Here is a 19680-nt window from a genome sequence, read left to right as displayed (position 1 = left end):
GTCAGCATTCGTCGGCGAACTGCCGGAGCACCGCGTCGAACTCGGCCGCGGACTCGGCGAAGGGCGCATGCCCCCCGCCAAGGAACCAACGTCCGACGGCACCCGGAATCTTCCCGATGGCGTGCTTCGCCGCCGCGGAGTCGATCACGCGGTCGTGCGAACCGTGCACCACCAGGGTGGGTTTGTCGATGCCGGCCAGCACTTCTTCGCTGCCGATGTCCCGGTGGAACAGGGCCGAGCGGACCGAAGGCGGCACGCTGAGAGAAGCGCCGAGCAGGGCCTGGGCCTGGGCGCCGGGTACCGGCCTCGCGGTCATCTCACGGCTGAACGCGGTGAGCGCCGGGACCGCGATGTCCGGATCGTCCGAAAGCATCGCCCGCATGTGCTCCCGCATCAGCGCGCCGACGCGCCCGCCCGGCCGGTCGCGGCCGATCTCGGTGATGGCGCCGACGAGCACGAGCCCGCGCAGCCGTGCGGTGCCGTGCACGCGGATGTGGTCGGTCAGCACCAGGCCGCCGTAGGACCAGGCGACGACGATCGCGTCCGGGCCGGCGAAGTCGAGCACCGCGGCGAGGTCGTCCGCCCAGACCTGCGGGTTGTCATACCCGGTGACCGGGACGTCGGAGGCGCCGTGGCCCCGCAGGTCCACCGCGACCAGGCGGAACCGTTCGGTCAGGGCCGGGTCGGCGAGCTGCGCGGCCCAGCACCCGGCCGACTGCGCCCAGCCGTGCACGAACACGATCGGCCTGCTGTTTCCGGTGCCCTCGACCCGCAGGCCGAGCCGGACCCCGCCGTGCCCGACGACTTCGGTGCGCACGGCTTACTTCGCACCCAGCCCTTGCCAGGCCGCCCAGCTGTAGTTCCAGTCCTTGACGTCCGAGTTCATCGGCGGGGACAGCTTCGAACCGGTGATCTCGACCGGGTCGCCGATGATCGCCGAGTCGAAGTAGTCCTTGGCGTCGGATTCGAGGAGGTTGACGCAGCCGTGGGAGTTGTTGGTCTTCCCGATGTTGGCCGCGTTGTCCTGGTTCTCGTGGATGAACTCGCCGTGGTTGGAGAACCGGCAGGCCCACTTCTTGTTGACGTTCGTGTAGCCGTAGCGGGCGTTGTCGAAGATCGCCGACGGCTCCTTGCTCATGATGATGTAGGTGCCGTTCGGGGTGTTGCGGTCGACCTCGCCGTCCAGGCCGTTCGCGCAGGGGTAGCTCTTGGCCTTGGCGCCACCGCGGTAGACGTGCATCTGGTGTTCCGGCGTGTTGATCTTGACGACCTGGTTGCGGCCGATCTTGAACTTCGTGGTGACGTCGGCCTTGCCGTACGCGCCGCCGCCCAGGTCGACGCCGTACAGCTTCGCTTCGACGTTCACGGTGATGTTCTGCGGCCAGTACTCCTTCGGCCGGTAGTCGACCTGGCTGTCGGACAGCCAGCCCCACGCGCCTTCGACGTCCTTGTCCGTCTTCACGGACAGGGCCTTTTCGACCGCGGCGCGGTTCTTCACCGGCGACGCGAACTTGACGCTGATCGGCATGGCCACGCCGACGGTCTGGTCGTCGGCCGGGTTGAGCGTGGCGCGGACCTGCTTGGCCGGGGCGATCGTGGTGAAGCTGCCCTTGAAGTCGACCGGCTTGCCGTCGGAGCCGGTGGCCTTGGCCGAGTAGGTGTAGGTCTTGCCGTAGCCGAGCGGCTCGGAACTGGTCCAGGTGAGACCGTCGGGCGAGAGGTCGCCCTTGACGTCCTTGCCGCCCTCGGCGCTCAGCTTGCACTCGGTGAGCTTGCCGTCGGCGACCTTGAGCACGGCGGGCTTGAGCACCGGCACGTTCTTGGCGTCGGCCGCGGGCTCGGCCGTGATCTTCGCCACGGGCTGCCCGCCGCCCTCGCCGTCGGCACCGGCCGCGCCGGTGGGCAGCGCGGTACCGCCGTTCTCACTCGAACAAGCGGCGGCGACCAGTGCGGCCCCAGCCGCCAGAGCAGCCTTGAAGACCGTACGCCGTTCGATCACCGAAACCTCCTGAAATCCCCCGCCGACCAGCGGGCACACGCCCTTAGCGCTGGTGACCCGCTCGACGTTACCCGCCGAAAGGAAAAGACCAACCGATCAGGTGGGCCGCCTCTTTGTCGACAAGACGTCCTTACACACGTACGGGTTGCCCGGTTCGGGTCAAATCACGCAGTTGATCAGCAGCGGTTCGGGGTGCAACCGGACGCCGAAGCGCTCCTGGACGCCGTCGCGGACCTCGCGGGCCAGTGCGAGCAGGTCCTCCGTCGTCGCGTCGCCGCGGTTCGTCAGCGCCAGGGTGTGTTTCGTCGACAGGGAAACGCGGTTCCCCGGACCGGGGTACCCCTTGGCGAAGCCGGCCCGCTCGATCAGCCAGGCCGCGGACAGCTTGACGCCGCCGTCGGCCGGGTACTGCGGCACCGCCGAGCCGACGAGCGCGGTGATCCGCTCGAGGACCGCTTCGGCCTCGGCGTCCGGCACGATCGGGTTGGTGAAGAACGAGCCGGCGCTCCACGTGTCGTGGTCGGCCGGGTCGAGCACCATGCCCTTGCCGCGACGCAGCTTGAGGACGGCTTCGCGCGCATCGGCGGCCGGGACGCGGGCGCCGATCTCGACGCCGAGCGTGCGGGCCAGCTCGGCGTAGCGGATGGGCGCGGACAGGCCGTCCTCGCGGACCTCGAAGCGGACGGAGAGGACGACGCCAGTATCCGTGCCCTTGAGGACGCTGGTGCGGTAGGCGAAGCCGAGCTCGTCGGCCTTCAGCGTGCGCAATTCGCGCGTTCCGCGGTCGTAGAGCTCCACCGAGACGATCGACTCGGCGACTTCGCAGCCGTACGCGCCGACGTTCTGGATCGGCGTCGCCCCGACGCTGCCGGGGATGCCGGAGAGGCATTCGAGCCCGCCCAGCCCGGCCTCGACCAGTGCGGCGACGAACGCGTCCCAGTTCTGGCCGGCCTGAACCTCGACGATGTCGCCGTCGCGCCGCCAGCCGGTGTTCGCCACCTCGACGAGCGTGCCGTCGAACCCCGCGTCGCCGACCACCAGGTTGGAGCCGCCCCCGAGCAGCAGCACCGGCTCGCCCGCCGCGTCCGCCTCGCGAACCGCCGCGACGAGGTCTTCGCTGGTCACAGCGCTGACGAAGTGGCGGGCCGGGCCGCCGAGACGCAGTGTGGTGTACGCGGCGAGCCTCGGGAGAGCGGGAGTTCGGGCGGAGTTCACGCGTCTGACGGTACTGTCCGGCTCATGGGATCCCGGATCGAGCACCGCACTGTGTTCGCCGCGGACGTCGCGTCCACGTACGCGGCCGTCGCCGGCGAAGAGGCACTGCGGGCGCGCCTGGAGGAGCTCGGCGGCCACGACGCGGCGCTGCTGGCGTACGAGGTGTCCGACGCGGGCCTGCGGTACCAGCTGCGGCAGGGCATCAGCGCCGACAAGCTGCCGCAGGCCGTCCGGACGCTGCACAAGGGCGACCTGCTGGTGACGCGCACGCAGACCTGGCGGGTGAGCAAGGACGGCACCGGCCACCAGGGCAACGCCTCGGTCGAGGTCGGCGGCGTCCCGGGCGAGATCGTCGCCCGGACCGCGTTGCTGGCCAACGAGGACCAGACCGTGCTGCGGATCAGCGGCGAGGTCACCGTCCGCATCCCGCTGTTCGGCGGGAAGCTGGAGAGCGTGATCGCCGAGCAGGTCACGAAGCTGCTGGAGCGCGAAGCCGAATTCGCCGCGAAGTGGCTCACCGACGCAACCTGACCCCGGTCGGCGCGCCGACCCGCGGGACGACCAACCCGAACCGCCTGCGCCGGGTCGACCGCTGGATCGCGGCCGCACCGGCCACGTCCCGGCTGCTGCGCTCGGCCGGCTCGCCGCTGGTCGTCGACCTGGGGTACGGGGCTTCCCCGGTGACGACGGTCGAGCTGGCCCGGTGGCTGCGCCGGGTCCGCCCGGACGTCCGCGTGCTGGGCCTGGAACTGGACCCGGTGCGGGTGGCGGTGGCGCAGGCCGCCGCGTCGCCGCCGTTGCTGGACTTCCGGCGCGGCGGGTTCGAGCTGGCCGGCACCCGGCCGGTGCTGGTGCGGGCGTTCAACGTGCTCCGGCAGTACGCGGAGGACGAGGTCGCGGGCGCGTGGGGCCTGATGCTGGACTCGATGCCCGCCGATGGCCTGCTGGTCGAGGGCACGTGCGACGAGATCGGGCGGCTGTCGGCGTGGGTACTGGTCGCCCGGTCCGGGCCGGTCTCCCTGACGTTGTCGATGCGGCTGGCCGGGCTGGACCGCCCGTCGACCGTGGCCGAGCGGCTGCCGAAGGCGCTGATCCACCGGAACGTGCCGGGCGAGCGGGTCCACTCGCTGTTGTCCACCCTCGACGCCTGCTGGGCCACGGCGGCACCGCACCAGGCCTTCGGCGTGCGTTCCCGCTGGCTGGCGGCGATCCGGCTGCTGGCCGCCCGGGGCTGGCCGGTACTGGGCCCCCCGTCCCGGATCCGCCTCGGCGAGCTGACGGTCCCCTGGTCCGCAGTCGCCCCCGCTTGAAGCGCCCCAATGTGGCCTTCGGTGCGCTCAACGCACCCAAGGTGGCCTTCGGTGCGTCCAACGCACCCAAGGTGGCCTTCGGTGCGTCCAACGCACCCAAGGTGGCCTTGGGGCGCATGTTCACCCGGCCACCCTCGCGGCGTCACCCGGCGGTGACCTGTGGTGATCACCATTGAGCCGTGGAACTCCTGGGGCAGGTCACCGAGCTGCTGCGCGACGCGCTCGGCTCGCCGTGGCTGTGGGTGCTCGTCTTCGCCGTGTCCGGGCTGGACGCGCTGGTGCCGTTCATGCCCAGCGAGACCACGGTCGTCACGGTCGCCGTCCTGCTCGGGCCCGACCCGGCGGGGCTCGTCCTGCTCGCCGTGGTCGCGGCCGGGGGCGCCTGGGCGGGCGACTGCCTCGGGTACGCGGTCGGCCGGTCCGCCGGGCCGCGGGTGATCGCCCGGCTGCAGCGCGGGTCCGACGGGCGCCGTCGCTACGCGTGGGCGCGCGATCAGGTGCGCCACCACGGCGGGCTGCTGATCATCGCGGCCCGCTACCTGCCGGGCGGGCGGGTCGCCAGCGCGCTCGCCAACGGCAGCCTCGGCTACCCGCTGCGCCGGTTCGTGCCGCTCGACGCCGCCGGCGCGGCGATCTGGGCGGTGTACAGCGTGCTGATCGGTTTCGCCGGTGGAGCCGCCTTCGCGGACGAGCCGGTCAAGGGCCTGCTGCTGTCCTTCGGCCTCGGCCTGGGCCTGGTCTTCGCGATCGAGGCCGGGCGACGGCTGCGGTCGGCCCGTGCGCGGAGCGATCGACGTCCACGCGGCCGGGCCGAAGCGCCCGGCCCGGGTCCCGAGTTGTCCGAAGTGGACTGTCCGTGACCGGTCCGGGACGGCTTCCCGGCACCGGGGACCCCGCCCGGCTCCCGGCCCGCTGACCAGCGCGGGGAGAATGCCCGTCGTGACCGCTCCCGAACACCGCTACGTCATCACCTTCGGCTGCCCCGACCGCACCGGCATCATCGCCCGGATCTCCGGGTTCCTCGCCGAGCACGGCGGCTGGATCGTCGAGGCGGCCTACCACACCGACCCGGACACGGGCTGGTTCTTCACCCGCCAGGTGGTCCGGGCCGACTCACTGCCCTTCGACGCCCACGAGCTGCGTGCCCGCTTCGGCGAGGTGGCCGCGGAGCTGTCCGCCGAGTCGAACTGGCGGGTCAGCGACACCGGCGAGCGGCGCCGCGCGGTGATCCTCGTCTCCAAGGCCGGGCACTGCCTGTACGACCTGCTCGGCCGCGTCGCCTCCGGAGAACTCGACGTCGACGTCGCCGCGGTGATCGGCAACCACGACTCGCTGGCCGACATCACCCGCGCGCACGGGATCCCGTTCCACCACGTGCCGTTCCCGGCAGGCGACAAGGCGGCGGCGTTCGAGCAGGTCCGCAAGCTGGTCGACGAGCACGACCCGCACGCGGTGGTGCTGGCCCGGTTCATGCAGATCCTGCCCGCGGACCTGTGCCGCGAGTGGGCCGGGCGGGCGATCAACATCCACCACAGCTTCCTGCCGTCGTTCATCGGCGCGAAGCCGTACCACCAGGCGCACACGCGCGGGGTGAAGCTGGTCGGTGCGACCTGCCACTACGTGACGGCGGACCTCGACGCCGGCCCGATCATCGAACAGGACGTCATCCGCGTCGGCCACGGCGACTCGGTGGAAGACATGGTCCGCAAGGGCCGGGACATCGAGAAGGTCACGCTGGCCCGCGGCCTCCGGTGGCACCTGGAGAACCGCGTGCTGGTGCACGGCAACCGCACCGTGGTGTTCTGACGCGGTTGCCGTGCCCGGGGGTCAGGCGCCGATGGTCTTGGCGTCGATGACGAACCGGTAGCGCACGTCGGAGTTCTGGACGCGCTCGTAGGCCTCGTTGACCTTGTCGGCCGGGATCGTCTCGATCTCCGCGCCGATGCCGTGCTTCGCGCAGAAGTCCAGCATTTCCTGGGTCTCGGCGATGCCGCCGATCATCGAACCGGCCAGCACCTTGTTGCCGCCGAGCAGCGAGAAGGCGTTGTAGGCCAGCGGCTCGCCGGGCGCGCCGACGTTGACCATCGCGCCGCCGACCCGCAGCAGGCCGAGGTAGGCGTCCACCGGCAGCTTGGCCGACACGGTGTTGAGGATGATGTCGAACTTGCCGCGCAGGACGTCGAACGTCCCCTCGTCGCTGGTGGCGTAGTACTCGGAAGCGCCGAGCTTCAGGCCGTCCTCCTGCTTCTTGAGGCTCTGGCTCAGCACGGTCACCTCGGCACCCATCGCGGCGGCGATCTTCACGCCCATGTGCCCGAGCCCGCCGAGGCCGATCACGGCGACCTTCTTGCCGGGGCCGGCCCCCCAGTGGTGCAGCGGCGAGTAGGTGGTGATGCCCGCGCACAGCAGCGGCGCGGCGACGTCGAGGTCGATGCCCTCGGGGATGCGGCAGACGAAGGCGTCCTTCACGACGATCTGGTTGCTGTAGCCGCCGTAGGTGTTCTCGCCGTCGAAGCCGACGCCGTTGTACGTCTGGATGTTGCCCTTGACGCAGAACTGCTCGGTGCCGGCCAGGCAGTATTCGCACTCGCCGCAGGAGTCGACCATGCAGCCGACGCCGACGCGGTCGCCGACCTGGTACTTCGTGACGTCCGAGCCGACCGCGGCGACCACGCCGGCGATCTCGTGGCCCGGGACCATCGGGAAGATCGCTTGGCCCCAGTCCTCCTTGGCCTGGTGGATGTCGCTGTGGCAGATGCCGGCGTAGGCGATGTCGATCAGCACGTCGTCGGGACGCAGGTCGCGGCGCTCGATCGTGGTCGGCGCCAGCGGCGCGCCCGGCGCCGGGGCGGCGATGGCGTGCGTGGTCGTGCTCATGGAACCCTCCAAGTTCAAGTACCGTAGATCTCGTAAGAGGTCTCTTACATAGCTACGTAAGAGTGGTCTTACATATTTCGAACGGGAGATGTGATCCGGGTCATGGGCGGGAAGTACCACCACGGCGACCTCCGCGGCGAGCTCGTGCGCGTCTCGCTCGACCTGATCGCCGAGCAGGGGCTCGCCGGCTTCTCGGTGGCGGAGGTCGCGCGGCGGGCGAAGGTCAGTCCGGGCGCGCCGTACCGGCACTTCGCCGACCGCGAGACCCTGCTGGCCGAGGTCGCCTGTCACATCGCCTGCCGGCTGGCAGAGCGCGTCACCGCGGCGGCCGCCGAGCACGACGACCCGGCGGACGCACTGGCCGCGGCCGCGGGCGCCTACACGCGGTACCTGATCGAGCGGCGGGCCGGGATGAACGTCCTCTACGCGGACGGCCTGCACGGCCCGGCCCACGTCGGCCTGCACGAGCAGACCCGGCGGCTGACCGACGAGTTCCTCCTGCGCTGCCTGGCGCTCGCCCCGGACCCGGCGACGGCGCTGGAGCTGATGGAGCAGCTGTTCACCCAGGCCCACGGCTACGGCACGTTCCACCTCGACGGCGTCTTCGTGAAGCACGGCTACTCGGTGGACCTGGTCGTGCGAAAGTCCACAGAGGCCGCGCGGATCGTGATCGCGGGCCGGATCGCCGGTGGCGACCGCTAGGTTGAAGGCATGGGGATCATCCAGGGGACAGTCGTCGATTCACACGAGGCCCTGCGGGCGGTGATCGGCGAGGTCGCCGAGCTGACGCAGCAGAAGGTCATCGACCGGATCGACGAGCACGCCCGCACGCTGATCGAGCACTCGCCGTTCGTCCTGCTGGCCACGTCGGCCCCGGACGGCAGCTGCGACGTTTCACCCCGCGGCGACCCGGCGGGATCGGTGCTGGTGCTCGACGACAAGACGCTGGTCCTGGCGGACCGGCCGGGCAACAAGCTGATCGACAGCTTCCGCAACATCGTCGACAACCCGCACGCGGGACTGTTGTTCCTGGTGCCGGGCATGAACGAAACGCTGCGGGTCAACGGCCGCGCGACACTGGTGTCGGAGGCACCGTTCTTCGATTCGCTGGTGGTGCAGGGCAAGCGGCCGAAGCTCGCGGTGGTCGTCGAGGTCGAAGAGCTGTACATGCACTGCGCGAAGGCGTTCCTGCGCTCGTCGCTGTGGAAGCCGGAAACGTGGCCGGACCGCTCGACCCTCCCGTCGATGGGCACGGTCATGCGCGACCAGATGTCCCTCGCGGTGTCCGCGGCGGAACTGGACGCACGCCTCAACGAACGGGCGCTGAAAGAGCAGTACTGATCGGGTGCCGTGCGTCCTCGACGCGGCACACGACTGGAACTTTCCCTATGAAAGTGAGGCGGAGAGGTCCTCTCCGGATCACTTTCATAGGGAAAGTGAGCCCGATCAGTCCGCGATGCGGACCAGCATCTTGCCGGTGTTGGCGCCCGACAGCAGGCCGAGGAACGCCTCGGGCGCGTTCCGGATGCCGTCGACGAAGGTCTCCGAGTACTTGATCTCGCCGGAGTTCACCAGCGGCGCGACCTCACTGACGAACTGCTGCTGCAGGCCCCAGTGGTCGAGCACGAGCAGGCCGCGGATGGTGAGCCGCTTGGCGATGACCTGCGCGAGGTTGCGCGGCGCCGGGGTCGGCTCGGTGGCGTTGTACTGGGAGATCATCCCGCAGATGGCGATCCGGCCGTGCAGGGTGATCGCGTCGATCGCCGCTTCGAGGTGCTCGCCGCCGACGTTGTCGAAGTAGACGTCGATCCCCTCCGGCGCCGCTTCGTGGAGCTGCGCGGCGACCGGGCCGTCCTTGTAGTTGAACGCGGCGTCGAAGCCGAGGTCGTCGATCAGGTGGCGGACCTTCTCCGCCGAACCCGCCGAGCCGATGACGCGCTTGGCGCCCTTCAGCTTCGCGAGCTGCCCGACCAGCGAGCCGACGGCGCCGGCCGCGCCCGAGACGAACACCGTGTCACCCGGCTTGAACTCGGCCGACTCCAGCAGGCCCGCGTACGCGGTCAGGCCCGGCATGCCGAGCACGCCGAGGTACGTCGACAGCGGCGCCGCAGCTGCGTCGACCTTGACGTACCGGCCCGCGTCGAGCACGGCGTGGGTGCGCCAGCCGGCCTGGTGCAGCACGTGGTCACCCGGCTTGACGTCGTCGACGTTCGACTCGACGACCTCGCCGACCGCCCCGCCGGACATGACCTCGCCGACCTGGAACGGCGGCGCGTAGGACTTGACGTCCTTCATGCGGCCGCGCATCGCGGGGTCGACACTCATGACCAGGTTGCGCACCAGGATCTGGCCGTCACCCGCCGTCGGCACCTCGGTGTCGACGATCTCGAAGTTGTCGTGCGTCGGAACGCCTTCCGGCCGCGAAGCCAGCCGGATTTCGGTCGCCGTGCTCATCGTCGAACTCCTCAAATCTCGAAGCGGGGCAGACGCCCCGGATTCCTCTCGATGTAACCAGCTAACCGGGGCGTAGATTCCGATTGTGAGGCGTCACACGATCTCGGCGAGCTTCTCAAGCACGCCGTCGTAGATCTTCTTCAGCCCACCGGGCGCGAAGGTCTTCTCGAAGAAGCCGCCGATGCCACCCGCACCGTCCCACGTGGTCTCGATCTTCACGACACTGCGTTCACCCGCCTCGGTGACCGTCCAAGTGGTGACCATGCTCGAGTTCGCGTCGGTCTCGACCAGCGTCCCCGGCCGGGGCTCGGTGACCGTCGCCTTGACGTCGCGGACGCGCTTCGAGGTCGCCTGCAGCTTCCAGCCGGCCTTGGTCCCGGCACCGACGCCGCCTTCGGTCACCTGGTAGTCCCGGTAGTGCTCGGTGAGCAGCTTCGGCCGCGTCTCGGCGTAGTCGGCGACGAGCGCGCGGACCTTGTCGGCCGGGGCATCGATGGTGCGCTCCGCGGTGGCCGTGACCTTTCCCATTTCTCTCCTTCTCCCGGCGTACAGATCAGAGTCCACGATGTCACCGCGCGGCGCACCACCGGCGAGTGCCCTCTCGGCGGTTAGGCTGCTCCCCAGCCAACTGATACGAGGGTCATATGAGTTCGGGAGCGCACCGCCGGTCGACCGTGGCGGTCAAGGACGCGCTGCGGGAGCTGCGCAACCAGCTCGCGCTGTTGAACCACCAGGTCAGCGCCCAGCTGGCGCTCAAGGACGTCGACCTGGAGTGCCTCGAGCTGATCGCCCGGCACGGCCCGCTCAGCCCGAGCGCGGTCGCTCGCCGGGCCGGGCTGCACCCGGCGACGCTGACCGGCATCCTCGACCGGCTGCAGAAGGGCGGCTGGATCGTCCGCGAACGCGACCCGGACGCGGCCGACCGGCGCTCGGTCGCGGTGCGCGCGGTCCGCGGCCGCAACGGAGAGCTGTTCCGGCTCTACGCGGGGATGAACACCGCGATGGACGAGCTCTGCGCCGGCTACAGCGAGGACGAGCTGGCGCTGATCGCCGGGTTCCTCCGCCGCGCGACGTCGGCGGGGCAGGACGCGACCGGAGCGCTCACCGGCGGCTGAGCAGCGGTTTCTGTGCTGTACTCGGGGCATGTGGCAGTCAGGCGACGCTTACGAGGCCTACATCGGGCGGTGGAGCCGTCGCATCGCGGAGACGTTCGTCCGCCGGCTCGACGTCCCGGCCAGCCGGCGCTGGCTCGACGTCGGCTGCGGCACGGGCGCGCTGACCTCGGCGGTGCTGACGGCGGCCGACCCGGCCGAAGTCGTCGGCGCCGACCCGGCCGAGGGGTTCCTCAAGACGGCTCGCGCGGGCGTGACCGATCCGCGGGCGACCTTCACGCTCGCCGACGCGCGCTCGCTGCCGTTCCCGGATGCCCGGTTCGACGTGGTGGTGTCGGGCCTGGTCCTGAACTTCGTCCCCGACCCGGCCCGCGCGGCGGCCGAGATCGCACGGGTGACCGCACCGGGCGGGCCGGCCGCGGCCTACCTGTGGGACCTGACCGAGGGCATGGAGCTGATCCGCCGGTTCTGGGACGCGGCCGCCGAGTTCGACCCGGAGACGGTCGCGGATCTCGACGAGGGGCGCCGGTTCACGCTGTGCCGCCCGGAGCCGCTGGGCCGGTTGTGGACGGACGCGGGCTTCACGGCGGTGTCCGTCGGCGAAATCCGGATCCCGACGGTGTTCGCGGACTTCGACGACTACTGGCAGCCGTTCCTCGGCGCGCAGGGTCCGGCGCCGTCGTACCTGGCCACACTGCCGGAGGCCGGCCGGACCCGGATCCGCGAGCTGCTGCGCAGCCGCCTGCCGTCGAATCCGGACGGCTCCATCCCGCTCTCCGCCCGCGCGTGGGTCGTGCGCGGAACCGCCTGACTCCCCGGCCGCAGACCGCCCCGGAGTGGGGCGGCCTGCGGTTCCGGGTCAGACGCCGGCCTGGCCCAGCCAGTCCTTCGCGACGTCTTCGGCGCGTTCGCCGTCGGAGTCGACGCGCTTGTTCAGGTCCCGCATGACCTCGGTCGTCAGCTTCGCGCTGACCGCGTTCACGGCGTTGGCGAAGTCGGCACCGCGCTCGTCGAGCACCTTCTTGTTCACCGCGGGCACGACGTTCTCGGTCGGCACGATGTTGAGGTCGTCCTTCAGGACGGTGTACTTCGGGTCACCGGTCAGCGGGCTGACCGAGTCGACCGGGATGACCGTGACGGCCCCGGACTTGAGCTGCTCGACGCGCGGCCCGGCTTCCTGGATGGTCTGGAACGTGGTGTTCGTCAGCTTGTAGACGTCCTTGAAGCCGAGGAAGCACGGAAGGCGCTTTTCGCACTCCGGCGGGCCCGCCATGACGACCTTGTCGAGCTTCTTCAGGTCGCTGATCGACGCGATGCCCTTTTCCTTGGCCAGGTCGGACTTGATGATGTAGGTGTTCTTGTTCTCGGCGCCGGCGAAGTTCAGCAGGCCGATACCACTGGGCTCGAACAGCTTCGCCAGCTGCTCGTGCTCCTCCTGCGCGGTCTTGCCCGCCTCCTGGCCGAAGCCGGTGGTGATCGCCGCGCCCTGGTACTCCGGGATGAACTGCAGCTCACCGGACTTCAGCGACGGGTAGACCAGCTCCCGCGACCCGAGGTTCGGCTTGCGCGTCACCGGGTAGCCCTTGGCCTCCAGCGCCTGCGCGTAGATCTCGGCGAGGATCTGGCTGTCGGTGAAGTTGAAGGACGCGACGACGATCGGCGCGCCACCCTTGCTCTGCGCGGCGGGCTTGTCACCACTGTCGCTGCCGCCGCAGGCGGCCAAACCGAGCGTCGCCGCGACGGCCACCGCCACCACGGACGCGTTCCGGAACCAGCGCACGAATCCCCACTCCTTCGTCACTCGAACAGACGCAAGGACCCTAGTCTCGACCCCCGACAACAATCCACATCGTGGGAGAAGGTCCACAGAATTCCCAGTCCGCGGAATTTTATCGTCCGATCGGGGTAGGGTCGGCCAGTGCACGTGACCACGGTGACGCCGCTGGCCGCCGACAGCGGGCCCCCGATCTTCCAGTGGAAGTGGGTGGACCGCAACGCCGACGCCATCGTCCAGCGCCTCGTCGAGCACATCTCGCTGACGGCCACCGCGCTCGGCATCGGACTGGTGGTCTCGGTCGGACTGGCGCTGGTGTCGCTGCGCTTCCGCCGCACGTACGGGTTCATCCTGAGCACGACGGGTGCGTTGTACGTCATCCCCAGCCTGGGCGCGTTCGCCGTCCTGCGGCCGTTCTTCGGGCTGACGTTCACGACGGCGGTGATCCCCCTTGCGACGTACACGCTGCTCATCCTGGTCCGCAACATCGTCACCGGCATCGACCAGGTGCCCAAGGAGGTCCGTGAGGCGGCGACCGGCATGGGCTTCACCCGCCGCCGGATGCTGTGGCAGGTGGAGCTGCCGCTGGCGCTCCCGGTGGTGATGGCGGGTCTGCGTGTCGCCGCGGTGACGACGATCGGCCTGGTCACGGTGACGTCGATGCTCGGCCTGGGCGGCCTCGGCTACTTCATCCGCCACGGCATCCAGAACGCGACGCCCAATTCGACGGAGATCATCGTCGGCATGGCGTTGTCGGTGGTCCTGGCGGTGGCCGTCGACCTGGTCCTGTGGCTCGGCGAGCGGCTGCTGACGCCCTGGACCCGGAGGGTGCGATGAGCTTCTTCGACCAGCTGAACGCGTGGCTCTCGGACCCGGACCGCTGGAGCTGGACCGACCGCGCGGGTGTCCCGTACCGGACGCTGGAGCACCTCCGGTTTTCCCTGCTGGCCCTGCTGATCGCGGCGGCGCTGACGATCCCGGTGGCGCTGTGGCTGGCCCACTACCGCCGCGGCGCGTTCCTCGCGAGCAGCGCGGTGAACATCGGCCGCGCGATCCCGAGTTTCGGGCTGATCATCCTGTTCTGGTTCCTGGCCAGTCATTGGGAGCTGGACACGACGTTCTGGCCGTTGCTGCTGGCGCTGGTCGCGCTGGCGATGCCCCCGTTGTTCACGAACACGTACGCGGGCGTCGTGACGTTGGAGCAGGACACGATCGACGCCGCCCGCGGAACGGGTTACCGCGAGTGGCAGATCATGCTGCGCCTCGAGCTGCCGTTGGCGTCCCCGGTGATCCTGGCGGGTGCCAGGGTGGCGTTCCTCCAGCTGATCGCGACGGTGGCCATCGGAGCCATCGTCAACGACGGCGGCGGCCTCGGCCGCTACATAGTCGACGGCTTCGCGGTGGGAGCACAGGGCTACGGAGCGATCTTCGCCGGCGGCCTGGCCGCGGTGGTGCTGGCCCTCCTGTGCGACGGCGCCTTCGCGTTGATCACCCGCGCGGCGACGCCCCGCGGCCTCGCGCTGCAGAACGCCCGCCGAGACTAGGCCGCCCCGCACGGCGGCGGCCGAGCCGCCGGCGACGATGGTTTCCGGTCGGTGTCAGGGCTTCTCGAAGTGCTGGTAGTCGATCGGGGTGTCCCACGAGCCGCCCCAGGTCCAGCCGCGGGAGGTGAAGGCCCGCTCGGAGATGTCGCCGGCGTGGATCATGCCGGGCGCGTGGCGCGTGCGGTCGGCGTAGGGCGCGCCGTTGGGCGGGTAGACGGTGCCGCTGCCGGAGATGTACGGGTTCTGCACGGTGTTGATGTCGATCGCGCGGCCGAAGGAGTGGTTGGACCACGCGGTGCCGCCGGTGATCGCCCGGCAGTTGAACGCCGAGGTGTTGTTCGCCGCCATCGAAGCGTCGTCGTCGGAGTCGTACTTCTCCACGGTCTCCATCCGCTCGATGGGGAACCGTCCGAAGTAGAGGTCACCGAAGGCGCGCGCGACCTCGGTGGCCCGGTCGGCGTTGACGATCAGTTCGCCCCGGTGCACGGCACCGTCGAAGCCGAGGAAGCTCAGGGTGATCAGCCGCAGCTGATCGGGCCCGACGGGGCACCCCGCGCGCCAGCTGTTCCCGAGCCGCTCGGCGGTGACCGGCTTGATGACGGCGACGTAGGGCGCCGGCCCGCTGCCGGCCGGCGCAGCGAGTTCCACGGTCTGCGGCGCGGTGGCCGCCGTCGCCGGCGCGGCCACGGCCAGGCCCGCGGACAGCGTGAGCGTGATGACGGCAAGGACTCTGGTTCTCAGATTCATGATCACGTCACGCGTTGCCCCGCCATCCGGCTGCGACCAAGTCGGATACGCCACAGCCGGGCAACCTCGCCCACACCGGCGAACTCCGCCGGTCGCAGCTCAGCGAGCCGTCAGAACGCGCCGATCAGGATCAGCACGCCCAACGCGATCAGCACGGCCGGCAGCACCACGTGGCCCCACCGGGCGAGTACGCGGGCAACGCCCGGCCGGGTCGCCAGGAACCGCCCCGCGGCGCACCACACCGCCACGCCCGCCAGGAACACCACCGCGAAGCCCACCAGGCCCGCCGGCCCGGTCGCGGCGAACGCCGGCACGTACACGCCGACGTTGTCGCCGCCGTTGGCGAAGCACACCATCGCGATCCCGAGCACGCCGGCCGCCGTCGGTGGCTCGTCGTCGTCCTGGTCCCGCGCCCGCCACGCCTGCCACGCCGCGCGCAGCCCCAGCAGCACCGGCAGCACGCCCAGCCAGCGGACTGCGCCGTCCGGCAGCAGCCCGGCTCCGAGCGCACCCGCCACCGACACGGCCAAGATCGCCGCGAAACCGAGGAACTGCCCCACCACGACCTTGAGCTCGCCGCGGCGGCCGGCCGCCTGACCGAAGAACACCGCGAGCAGCACCAGGTCGTCGACGTTCGTCACCGCGAACATCGCGGCCGCGCGACCGAGCAGTCCGGCGTCCACCCCCACCTCCCCGGGTAAACCGCTTGGCGAAAACCGGTGCGGCACAGGACGATTCTGCCCATGCCCGCCGTCACGCGCCGCAGCTACGCCGGTCCGGCCGACCTGCGCGCCATGCAGAGCCTGGCCCAGCGGATCTGGTCGAAGGCGAGTTCGCTGCACGTCGGGGATCTCGCGTGGCAGCGGTTCCAGCACGGCGGCCGGGAAGCCGAGTGGCCGACCGTGCTGTGGGAAGCGGGCGGCGAAGTCGTCGCGTGGGGCTGGATTTCGCTACCCGGTGAACTGGCGCTGCTCGTGGATCCCGCGTGCCCCGGACTCGCGGCCGAGGTGCTCGCCTGGTTCGAAGACACCGCCCCCGCGGCCGAGCTCGCTGTCACCGTGCTCGACGCCGAGAAGCATGTCGTCGCCGCTTTGGAGCGTGGCGGTTACGCGCTGCAGGAGAGTTCGGTTTTCCAGTCGTATCTGTCTCGCCTCCTCGTGGCTCTGCCCGAGCCGGTCGTCCCCGCCGGGTTCACGCTCCGGCCGGTCGGCCCCGGCGATCTGGCCCGCCGGGTGGCCGTGCACCGCGCGGTCTGGCACCCGTCGAGGGTGACGGAACCGAGCTACCGGACCGTCACGGCCGCCTGGCCGTACCGGGCCGAGCTGGACTGGGTCGTCGAGGCACCCGACGGCCGGTTCGCCGCCCAGTGCCTGATCTGGCTCGACGAGCGCAATGCCGTCGGCGAGCTGGAGCCCGTCGGAACCTTGCCGGAGTTCCGTCGCACGGGGCTCGCCCGCGCGGTGTGCCTCGCCGCGCTGCACGCGGCCCACCACGCCGGCGCTCGCGAAGCCGTCGTGTACCCGGTGATCAATCATCCGAAGTCCGCAGGTGCCCTCCCGTTGTATCGCGATCTCGGCTTCCGCCCGTATGCCCGCACCCTCACCTTCACGCGGACCCGCCGTCGTATCCCTCCTTTCCCGGGGTCCGCGTCCCCGGAGGGCGCTCACCGACGAACGTAGCTCCCCGTCCGCGCCGGCTGTCCGTTTCGGGGCTCTCCGGCGGCCGGTTGTCCACATCCGGGCAAGACTGTGGACAACCCGGTGGATTTCGCTGCCGGAGCCCCGAAATCGTGGGCGCCGCGCGATAGTGTCGAGACGGGGGGCGCCCCCGCGGGCCGAGGTGGCCGGCGTCGAAAGCGGGGCGGATTCAGGTAAGCGTCGCCAGGTCGTTGAAGAAGGCCGACCGGCAAGCCGCGATCAGCCGCTCGGCTTCGGGCCCCAACGGGCGGTCTTCGTCCAGCGGCGGCACGACCGACCGCACCCACCCGTAAGCCGCGCGAAGTCCCGGCGCACCGTCGCCGCCGGCCAAGTGCCGGGCCTGGGACGCCGTGATCAGTTCGCACGCCGTGATCGCGAAAAGGTGCGAAGCCGCCGCGCGCAATTGCTCGCCGGCCGCCGCCGCAAACGCTTGCACGTCCTCCTGGCCTGCCGACGTGTCGATCGAACCGAGGGTCGCCGGTGCCGCGAGCCGGCGCAGTGCGTGCAGTTCGCCGGCCGCCCGCTTGTGCAGCGGGGCCAGCCCCGCCCGCGGCCCCGGATCGGCCGTGAGCTGCGGCGGCAACCCGCTGAACCGCTCGTCCAGCAGCCGGTGCGTCCGCTGCACCGAGATTTCGCCGAGGTGCACCAGCGCGGCCGTCACCGCGTCCATCCGCAACCCCAGGTCCACCGCGTGGTACCCCGTCCCCGGAACGAACTCACCGTCGACGAAGGACGGCGAATCGCCCGGCGTCGTCTCCCAGCGCCGCCGCGTCTCGTGCAAGTCGCCGTTGACGCGGGAGGCGTGCGCCAGCGCCCGCGGCGCGACCCGCACCGAAAGCGGGGCCTGCACCAGGCCGGGCCGCACCGGGCCGATGCCCACCAGCCCGGTCAGCTCGTCCAGCAACGTCCGCAGGTGTTCGTCGCCGCCCGCCATGACCGGGGAAAACACCGCACGCGGCGCGCCGAGCACGTCGATCGCCATCGCCGCGGTGAGCGTCTGCAGGTCGATGAGCTGCCCGGTTTCGGTCCAGCCGCGCGCGGCGTGCATCACCGCCAGCGGCGAACCCTGCAGTAGCGAGGCACCTTCCTTCGGCCCAAGCGCATAAGGCGCAGCACCCCGTGCGGCAAGCGCCGAAGCGGCCGGCACTTCGACGCCGTCCTCCAATACCGTGCCGATGCCCAGGAACGTCTGGAACGCGTGCGACAGCGCGATGATCTCGCCCGAACTGCCGAGCCCGAAGCGCGGGACAGCGGGCGTGAAACCGTCGTTCACCCGGTCCACCAGGAACTGCACCAGCTCGGGGCTCACCCCCGACCACGGCCGCAGGAAGTCGCGCAGCCGGACGACGAGCAGCGCGCGGACGTCTTCGGGCGGCAGCCACGGCGGCCCGCCGACGGCGCGGCCGATCAGCAGGTTCCGCTGGTGTTCGGCCTGCTGGTCCGCGTCGAGCGCGACACCCGCGAGCCGGCCCATTCCCGTGGTGACCCCGTAGACCGGCTTTCCGGGCTCCGCAAGCGCCGTCAAGACCTCGTCCCGGCGCCGCTTCAGGGCCTCTACCAGCGGTTTGTCCAGAATCAACCGTTCACTCTCGGCGAACTCGCTGTCGGAGACGATCATCGGTAGGGCAACCTGGTGCCGACGCCGGAAGCCTCGGCACGAGCGAGGATCAGGTTCGCCACCGCAATGTCCGTTGTGGCCCGTTCGAAATTCCCCACGAAGTCACCGACGACCTTCACGCCACTCACCTGCATCGCGGACAGGTGACCGCGAAGGATGTTGAAGTGGCCCTTGCCGCCGTTGTCCGGCACGAGGTGCGTACGCGGCTCGAAGACGACCTGGCCGCGGCCGTGGTCGGCGAGCACGTCCTCGACCGCGCCGACGATGTCGGCGTCCGTGACACCGAGCGCGTCGATGTCGGCCCCGGTCAGGTACCGGAGCCAGACGGACGTCACCGGGCGAGGTCCTCGACGACCTCCGCGCCGGGCAGTGCGGCCAGCGCGGCGCCGGAGATCAGCAGCTTGCTGCCGCGGATCCCGCTGCCGATGACGAGCTCGGCTGCGTCGGCGACGCGGCGGTCGAGCAGGATGGGCCATTCGGCGGGCAGGCCGACCGGCGTGATGCCGCCGTACTCCATCCCGGTCAGCGAGACGGCTTCGTCCATCGGCGCGAACGACGCCTTGCGGACGTCGAGGCGGCGCTTGATGACGCCGTTGACGTCGGCACGGGTGGTCGCGAGCACGAGCGCAGCCGCGAAGCGGACTTCGCCTGCGCGCTTGCCGACGACGACGACGCAGTTCGCGGACGCCTCGAGCGGCGAGCCGTAGGCCTCGCAGAAGGCGGCGGTGTCGGCGAGCGACGGATCGATCTCCGCGACGCCGACGGCGTCCGGATCGGCGAGCGCGGCCAGCGCCTTGGCCACGGGCTCGGCAAGCAGGTCAGTACGCGTGGGGGCGGGAACGACGGTGAGGCTCCCGGCGATCGTCCAGGTCACGACCCCATTAAAACAGCGCCCCGCCGGAGCGGCCGGGGCGGGAAGGAGGCACAGCCGACGGGGGGCGGGGGCGGTGCGGCGCATCGAAGGCGGCGCGGCGCTACCCGGCGTGCGCGGCCCGGTTCACCAGCTTGAGCCGCCGCGCTGGACCTCGATCAGCTTCGGGCGGACGTCCACGATGTAGACCAAGGCCGCGGCCATGGCGGGCACATAGAAGATCATCCCGGGGCCCATCACGGGGAACAGCACCATGGCGAGTGTCGCGCCGCCGGTGATGAGCATCCAGATGGGCTTGGTCTTGCGGTCGGCCGCGGAGTACGCGTCGGCGCGCTGGAGCAGCGCGTGCACGAAGGCGAAGAGCCCGACCAGCGCGCTGCCCCAGTGGATGACATTGAGGATCCAGATGGCGACTAGCACAGCGACAGCTTACGGCAAACCACCCGAACGACCCCGGCCCCG

General features: G+C 70.7%; 24 protein-coding genes. 11 read left to right on the top strand and 13 right to left on the bottom strand.

Going from position 1 to position 19680, the window contains the following annotated elements; translation table 11 throughout:
• Position 1: 1 nt before the first annotated feature.
• The 3 genes from ACLJQE_RS07185 to ACLJQE_RS07175 form a co-directional block, all read right to left on the bottom strand.
• Entirely contained in the window at positions 2–817 is an 816-nt protein-coding gene (locus ACLJQE_RS07185) for an alpha/beta fold hydrolase (protein ID WP_410638207.1), read from the bottom strand.
• Positions 818–820: 3 nt separating this feature from the next.
• Positions 821–1999: a L,D-transpeptidase gene (locus ACLJQE_RS07180; RefSeq protein ID WP_410638206.1), complete on the bottom strand. Its 1179-nt coding sequence runs from the start codon at positions 1997–1999 to the stop codon at positions 821–823.
• A 159-nt stretch (positions 2000–2158) separates the two neighbouring features.
• The gene (locus ACLJQE_RS07175; RefSeq protein WP_410638205.1) at positions 2159–3214 is read right to left on the bottom strand and encodes a UDP-N-acetylmuramate dehydrogenase; all 1056 of its coding nucleotides are present in this window, start codon (positions 3212–3214) and stop codon (positions 2159–2161) included.
• A gap of 24 nt (positions 3215–3238) precedes the next feature.
• On the opposite strand from ACLJQE_RS07175, the gene ACLJQE_RS07170 reads away from it, so the two are divergent.
• The 4 genes from ACLJQE_RS07170 (at position 3239) to purU (ending at position 6330) form a co-directional block, all read left to right on the top strand.
• On the top strand, positions 3239–3745 hold the full coding sequence (locus ACLJQE_RS07170; protein ID WP_410638204.1) for a DUF2505 domain-containing protein: 507 nt from the start codon (positions 3239–3241) through the stop codon (positions 3743–3745).
• Positions 3724–4524, top strand: a complete 801-nt coding sequence (locus ACLJQE_RS07165; protein ID WP_410638203.1) for a class I SAM-dependent methyltransferase — start codon at positions 3724–3726, stop codon at positions 4522–4524. Before ACLJQE_RS07170 ends, ACLJQE_RS07165 begins: the two co-directional genes overlap by 22 nt.
• A gap of 179 nt (positions 4525–4703) precedes the next feature.
• Positions 4704–5384: a DedA family protein gene (locus ACLJQE_RS07160; protein WP_410638202.1), complete on the top strand. Its 681-nt coding sequence runs from the start codon at positions 4704–4706 to the stop codon at positions 5382–5384.
• 70 nt (positions 5385–5454) lie between these two features.
• Positions 5455–6330 carry a formyltetrahydrofolate deformylase gene (purU, locus tag ACLJQE_RS07155; RefSeq protein ID WP_410638200.1) on the top strand — a complete coding sequence of 292 codons (876 nt, stop codon included), beginning with the start codon at positions 5455–5457 and terminating at the stop codon, positions 6328–6330.
• Between the two features lie 21 nt (positions 6331–6351).
• On the opposite strand, the gene ACLJQE_RS07150 is transcribed toward purU, so the two are convergent.
• The gene (locus tag ACLJQE_RS07150; RefSeq protein WP_410638198.1) at positions 6352–7401 is read right to left on the bottom strand and encodes an NAD(P)-dependent alcohol dehydrogenase; all 1050 of its coding nucleotides are present in this window, start codon (positions 7399–7401) and stop codon (positions 6352–6354) included.
• Between the two features lie 102 nt (positions 7402–7503).
• Between ACLJQE_RS07150 and ACLJQE_RS07145 the strand changes: the two genes are divergently transcribed.
• Positions 7504–8103 (top strand): TetR/AcrR family transcriptional regulator, encoded by a 600-nt coding sequence (locus tag ACLJQE_RS07145; protein WP_410638197.1) that lies wholly within the window; start codon positions 7504–7506, stop codon positions 8101–8103.
• Positions 8104–8112: 9 nt separating this feature from the next.
• The gene (locus ACLJQE_RS07140) at positions 8113–8742 is read left to right on the top strand and encodes a pyridoxamine 5'-phosphate oxidase family protein (RefSeq protein WP_410638196.1); all 630 of its coding nucleotides are present in this window, start codon (positions 8113–8115) and stop codon (positions 8740–8742) included.
• Positions 8743–8847: 105 nt separating this feature from the next.
• Here ACLJQE_RS07140 and ACLJQE_RS07135 read toward each other — a convergent pair whose 3' ends face one another.
• Positions 8848–9855, bottom strand: a complete 1008-nt coding sequence (locus ACLJQE_RS07135; protein WP_410638195.1) for an NADP-dependent oxidoreductase — start codon at positions 9853–9855, stop codon at positions 8848–8850.
• A 93-nt stretch (positions 9856–9948) separates the two neighbouring features.
• Complete coding sequence (locus ACLJQE_RS07130) at positions 9949–10383, bottom strand: SRPBCC family protein (protein ID WP_364245534.1); 435 nt, start codon at positions 10381–10383, stop codon at positions 9949–9951.
• A gap of 116 nt (positions 10384–10499) precedes the next feature.
• Between ACLJQE_RS07130 and ACLJQE_RS07125 the strand changes: the two genes are divergently transcribed.
• Together ACLJQE_RS07125 and ACLJQE_RS07120 are read left to right on the top strand one after the other, a co-directional pair.
• Positions 10500–10970: a MarR family transcriptional regulator gene (locus tag ACLJQE_RS07125; protein ID WP_410638194.1), complete on the top strand. Its 471-nt coding sequence runs from the start codon at positions 10500–10502 to the stop codon at positions 10968–10970.
• A gap of 28 nt (positions 10971–10998) precedes the next feature.
• Positions 10999–11778: a class I SAM-dependent methyltransferase gene (locus tag ACLJQE_RS07120; RefSeq protein WP_410638193.1), complete on the top strand. Its 780-nt coding sequence runs from the start codon at positions 10999–11001 to the stop codon at positions 11776–11778.
• Positions 11779–11826: 48 nt separating this feature from the next.
• On the opposite strand, the gene ACLJQE_RS07115 is transcribed toward ACLJQE_RS07120, so the two are convergent.
• Complete coding sequence (locus ACLJQE_RS07115; RefSeq protein WP_410638192.1) at positions 11827–12747, bottom strand: ABC transporter substrate-binding protein; 921 nt, start codon at positions 12745–12747, stop codon at positions 11827–11829.
• 138 nt (positions 12748–12885) lie between these two features.
• Between ACLJQE_RS07115 and ACLJQE_RS07110 the strand changes: the two genes are divergently transcribed.
• Positions 12886–13578 carry an ABC transporter permease gene (locus ACLJQE_RS07110; protein ID WP_410638191.1) on the top strand — a complete coding sequence of 231 codons (693 nt, stop codon included), beginning with the start codon at positions 12886–12888 and terminating at the stop codon, positions 13576–13578.
• The gene (locus tag ACLJQE_RS07105) at positions 13575–14285 is read left to right on the top strand and encodes an ABC transporter permease (RefSeq protein ID WP_410638190.1); all 711 of its coding nucleotides are present in this window, start codon (positions 13575–13577) and stop codon (positions 14283–14285) included. Before ACLJQE_RS07110 ends, ACLJQE_RS07105 begins: the two co-directional genes overlap by 4 nt.
• Positions 14286–14339: 54 nt before the next feature.
• Here the strand turns inward: ACLJQE_RS07105 and ACLJQE_RS07100 are convergent, their stop codons facing one another.
• Entirely contained in the window at positions 14340–15032 is a 693-nt protein-coding gene (locus ACLJQE_RS07100) for a M15 family metallopeptidase (protein ID WP_410638188.1), read from the bottom strand.
• Positions 15033–15142: 110 nt separating this feature from the next.
• Entirely contained in the window at positions 15143–15715 is a 573-nt protein-coding gene (locus ACLJQE_RS07095) for a cadmium resistance transporter (protein WP_410638186.1), read from the bottom strand.
• Between the two features lie 60 nt (positions 15716–15775).
• Between ACLJQE_RS07095 and ACLJQE_RS07090 the strand changes: the two genes are divergently transcribed.
• On the top strand, positions 15776–16711 hold the full coding sequence (locus ACLJQE_RS07090) for a GNAT family N-acetyltransferase (RefSeq protein ID WP_410638185.1): 936 nt from the start codon (positions 15776–15778) through the stop codon (positions 16709–16711).
• Positions 16712–16898: 187 nt separating this feature from the next.
• Here ACLJQE_RS07090 and ACLJQE_RS07085 read toward each other — a convergent pair whose 3' ends face one another.
• The 4 genes from ACLJQE_RS07085 to ACLJQE_RS07070 all read right to left on the bottom strand — a co-directional run bounded on the left by ACLJQE_RS07085 (position 16899) and on the right by ACLJQE_RS07070 (position 19638).
• On the bottom strand, positions 16899–18347 hold the full coding sequence (locus ACLJQE_RS07085) for an aromatic amino acid lyase (protein ID WP_410638184.1): 1449 nt from the start codon (positions 18345–18347) through the stop codon (positions 16899–16901).
• Positions 18344–18682, bottom strand: a complete 339-nt coding sequence (locus ACLJQE_RS07080) for a hypothetical protein (RefSeq protein ID WP_410638182.1) — start codon at positions 18680–18682, stop codon at positions 18344–18346. Before ACLJQE_RS07080 ends, ACLJQE_RS07085 begins: the two co-directional genes overlap by 4 nt.
• The gene (locus tag ACLJQE_RS07075; RefSeq protein WP_410638181.1) at positions 18679–19221 is read right to left on the bottom strand and encodes a YbaK/EbsC family protein; all 543 of its coding nucleotides are present in this window, start codon (positions 19219–19221) and stop codon (positions 18679–18681) included. The genes ACLJQE_RS07080 and ACLJQE_RS07075 overlap by 4 nt, the downstream gene beginning before the upstream one ends.
• Before the next feature lie 123 nt (positions 19222–19344).
• Complete coding sequence (locus ACLJQE_RS07070) at positions 19345–19638, bottom strand: DUF2516 family protein (RefSeq protein ID WP_013222364.1); 294 nt, start codon at positions 19636–19638, stop codon at positions 19345–19347.
• Positions 19639–19680: the final 42 nt, after the last annotated feature.

The organism is Amycolatopsis sp. lyj-346 (assembly GCF_046548975.1).
Classification (GTDB): domain Bacteria; phylum Actinomycetota; class Actinomycetes; order Mycobacteriales; family Pseudonocardiaceae; genus Amycolatopsis.
This window is presented reverse-complemented; position numbering and strand designations above follow the sequence as displayed.

Bases quoted from the DNA above. Each gene is read 5' to 3' on its own strand.
- ACLJQE_RS07170 (WP_410638204.1), top strand. From the start codon at position 3,239: ATGGGATCCCGGATCGAGCACCGCACTGTGTTCGCCGCGGACGTCGCG.
- purU (WP_410638200.1), top strand. From the start codon at position 5,455: ATGCCCGTCGTGACCGCTCCCGAACACCGCTACGTCATCACCTTCGGC.
- ACLJQE_RS07150 (WP_410638198.1), bottom strand. From the start codon at position 7,401: ATGAGCACGACCACGCACGCCATCGCCGCCCCGGCGCCGGGCGCGCCG.
- ACLJQE_RS07145 (WP_410638197.1), top strand. From the start codon at position 7,504: ATGGGCGGGAAGTACCACCACGGCGACCTCCGCGGCGAGCTCGTGCGC.
- ACLJQE_RS07140 (WP_410638196.1), top strand. From the start codon at position 8,113: ATGGGGATCATCCAGGGGACAGTCGTCGATTCACACGAGGCCCTGCGG.
- ACLJQE_RS07135 (WP_410638195.1), bottom strand. From the start codon at position 9,855: ATGAGCACGGCGACCGAAATCCGGCTGGCTTCGCGGCCGGAAGGCGTT.
- ACLJQE_RS07130 (WP_364245534.1), bottom strand. From the start codon at position 10,383: ATGGGAAAGGTCACGGCCACCGCGGAGCGCACCATCGATGCCCCGGCC.
- ACLJQE_RS07125 (WP_410638194.1), top strand. From the start codon at position 10,500: ATGAGTTCGGGAGCGCACCGCCGGTCGACCGTGGCGGTCAAGGACGCG.
- ACLJQE_RS07120 (WP_410638193.1), top strand. From the start codon at position 10,999: ATGTGGCAGTCAGGCGACGCTTACGAGGCCTACATCGGGCGGTGGAGC.
- ACLJQE_RS07105 (WP_410638190.1), top strand. From the start codon at position 13,575: ATGAGCTTCTTCGACCAGCTGAACGCGTGGCTCTCGGACCCGGACCGC.
- ACLJQE_RS07100 (WP_410638188.1), bottom strand. From the start codon at position 15,032: ATGAATCTGAGAACCAGAGTCCTTGCCGTCATCACGCTCACGCTGTCC.
- ACLJQE_RS07090 (WP_410638185.1), top strand. From the start codon at position 15,776: ATGCCCGCCGTCACGCGCCGCAGCTACGCCGGTCCGGCCGACCTGCGC.
- ACLJQE_RS07085 (WP_410638184.1), bottom strand. From the start codon at position 18,347: ATGATCGTCTCCGACAGCGAGTTCGCCGAGAGTGAACGGTTGATTCTG.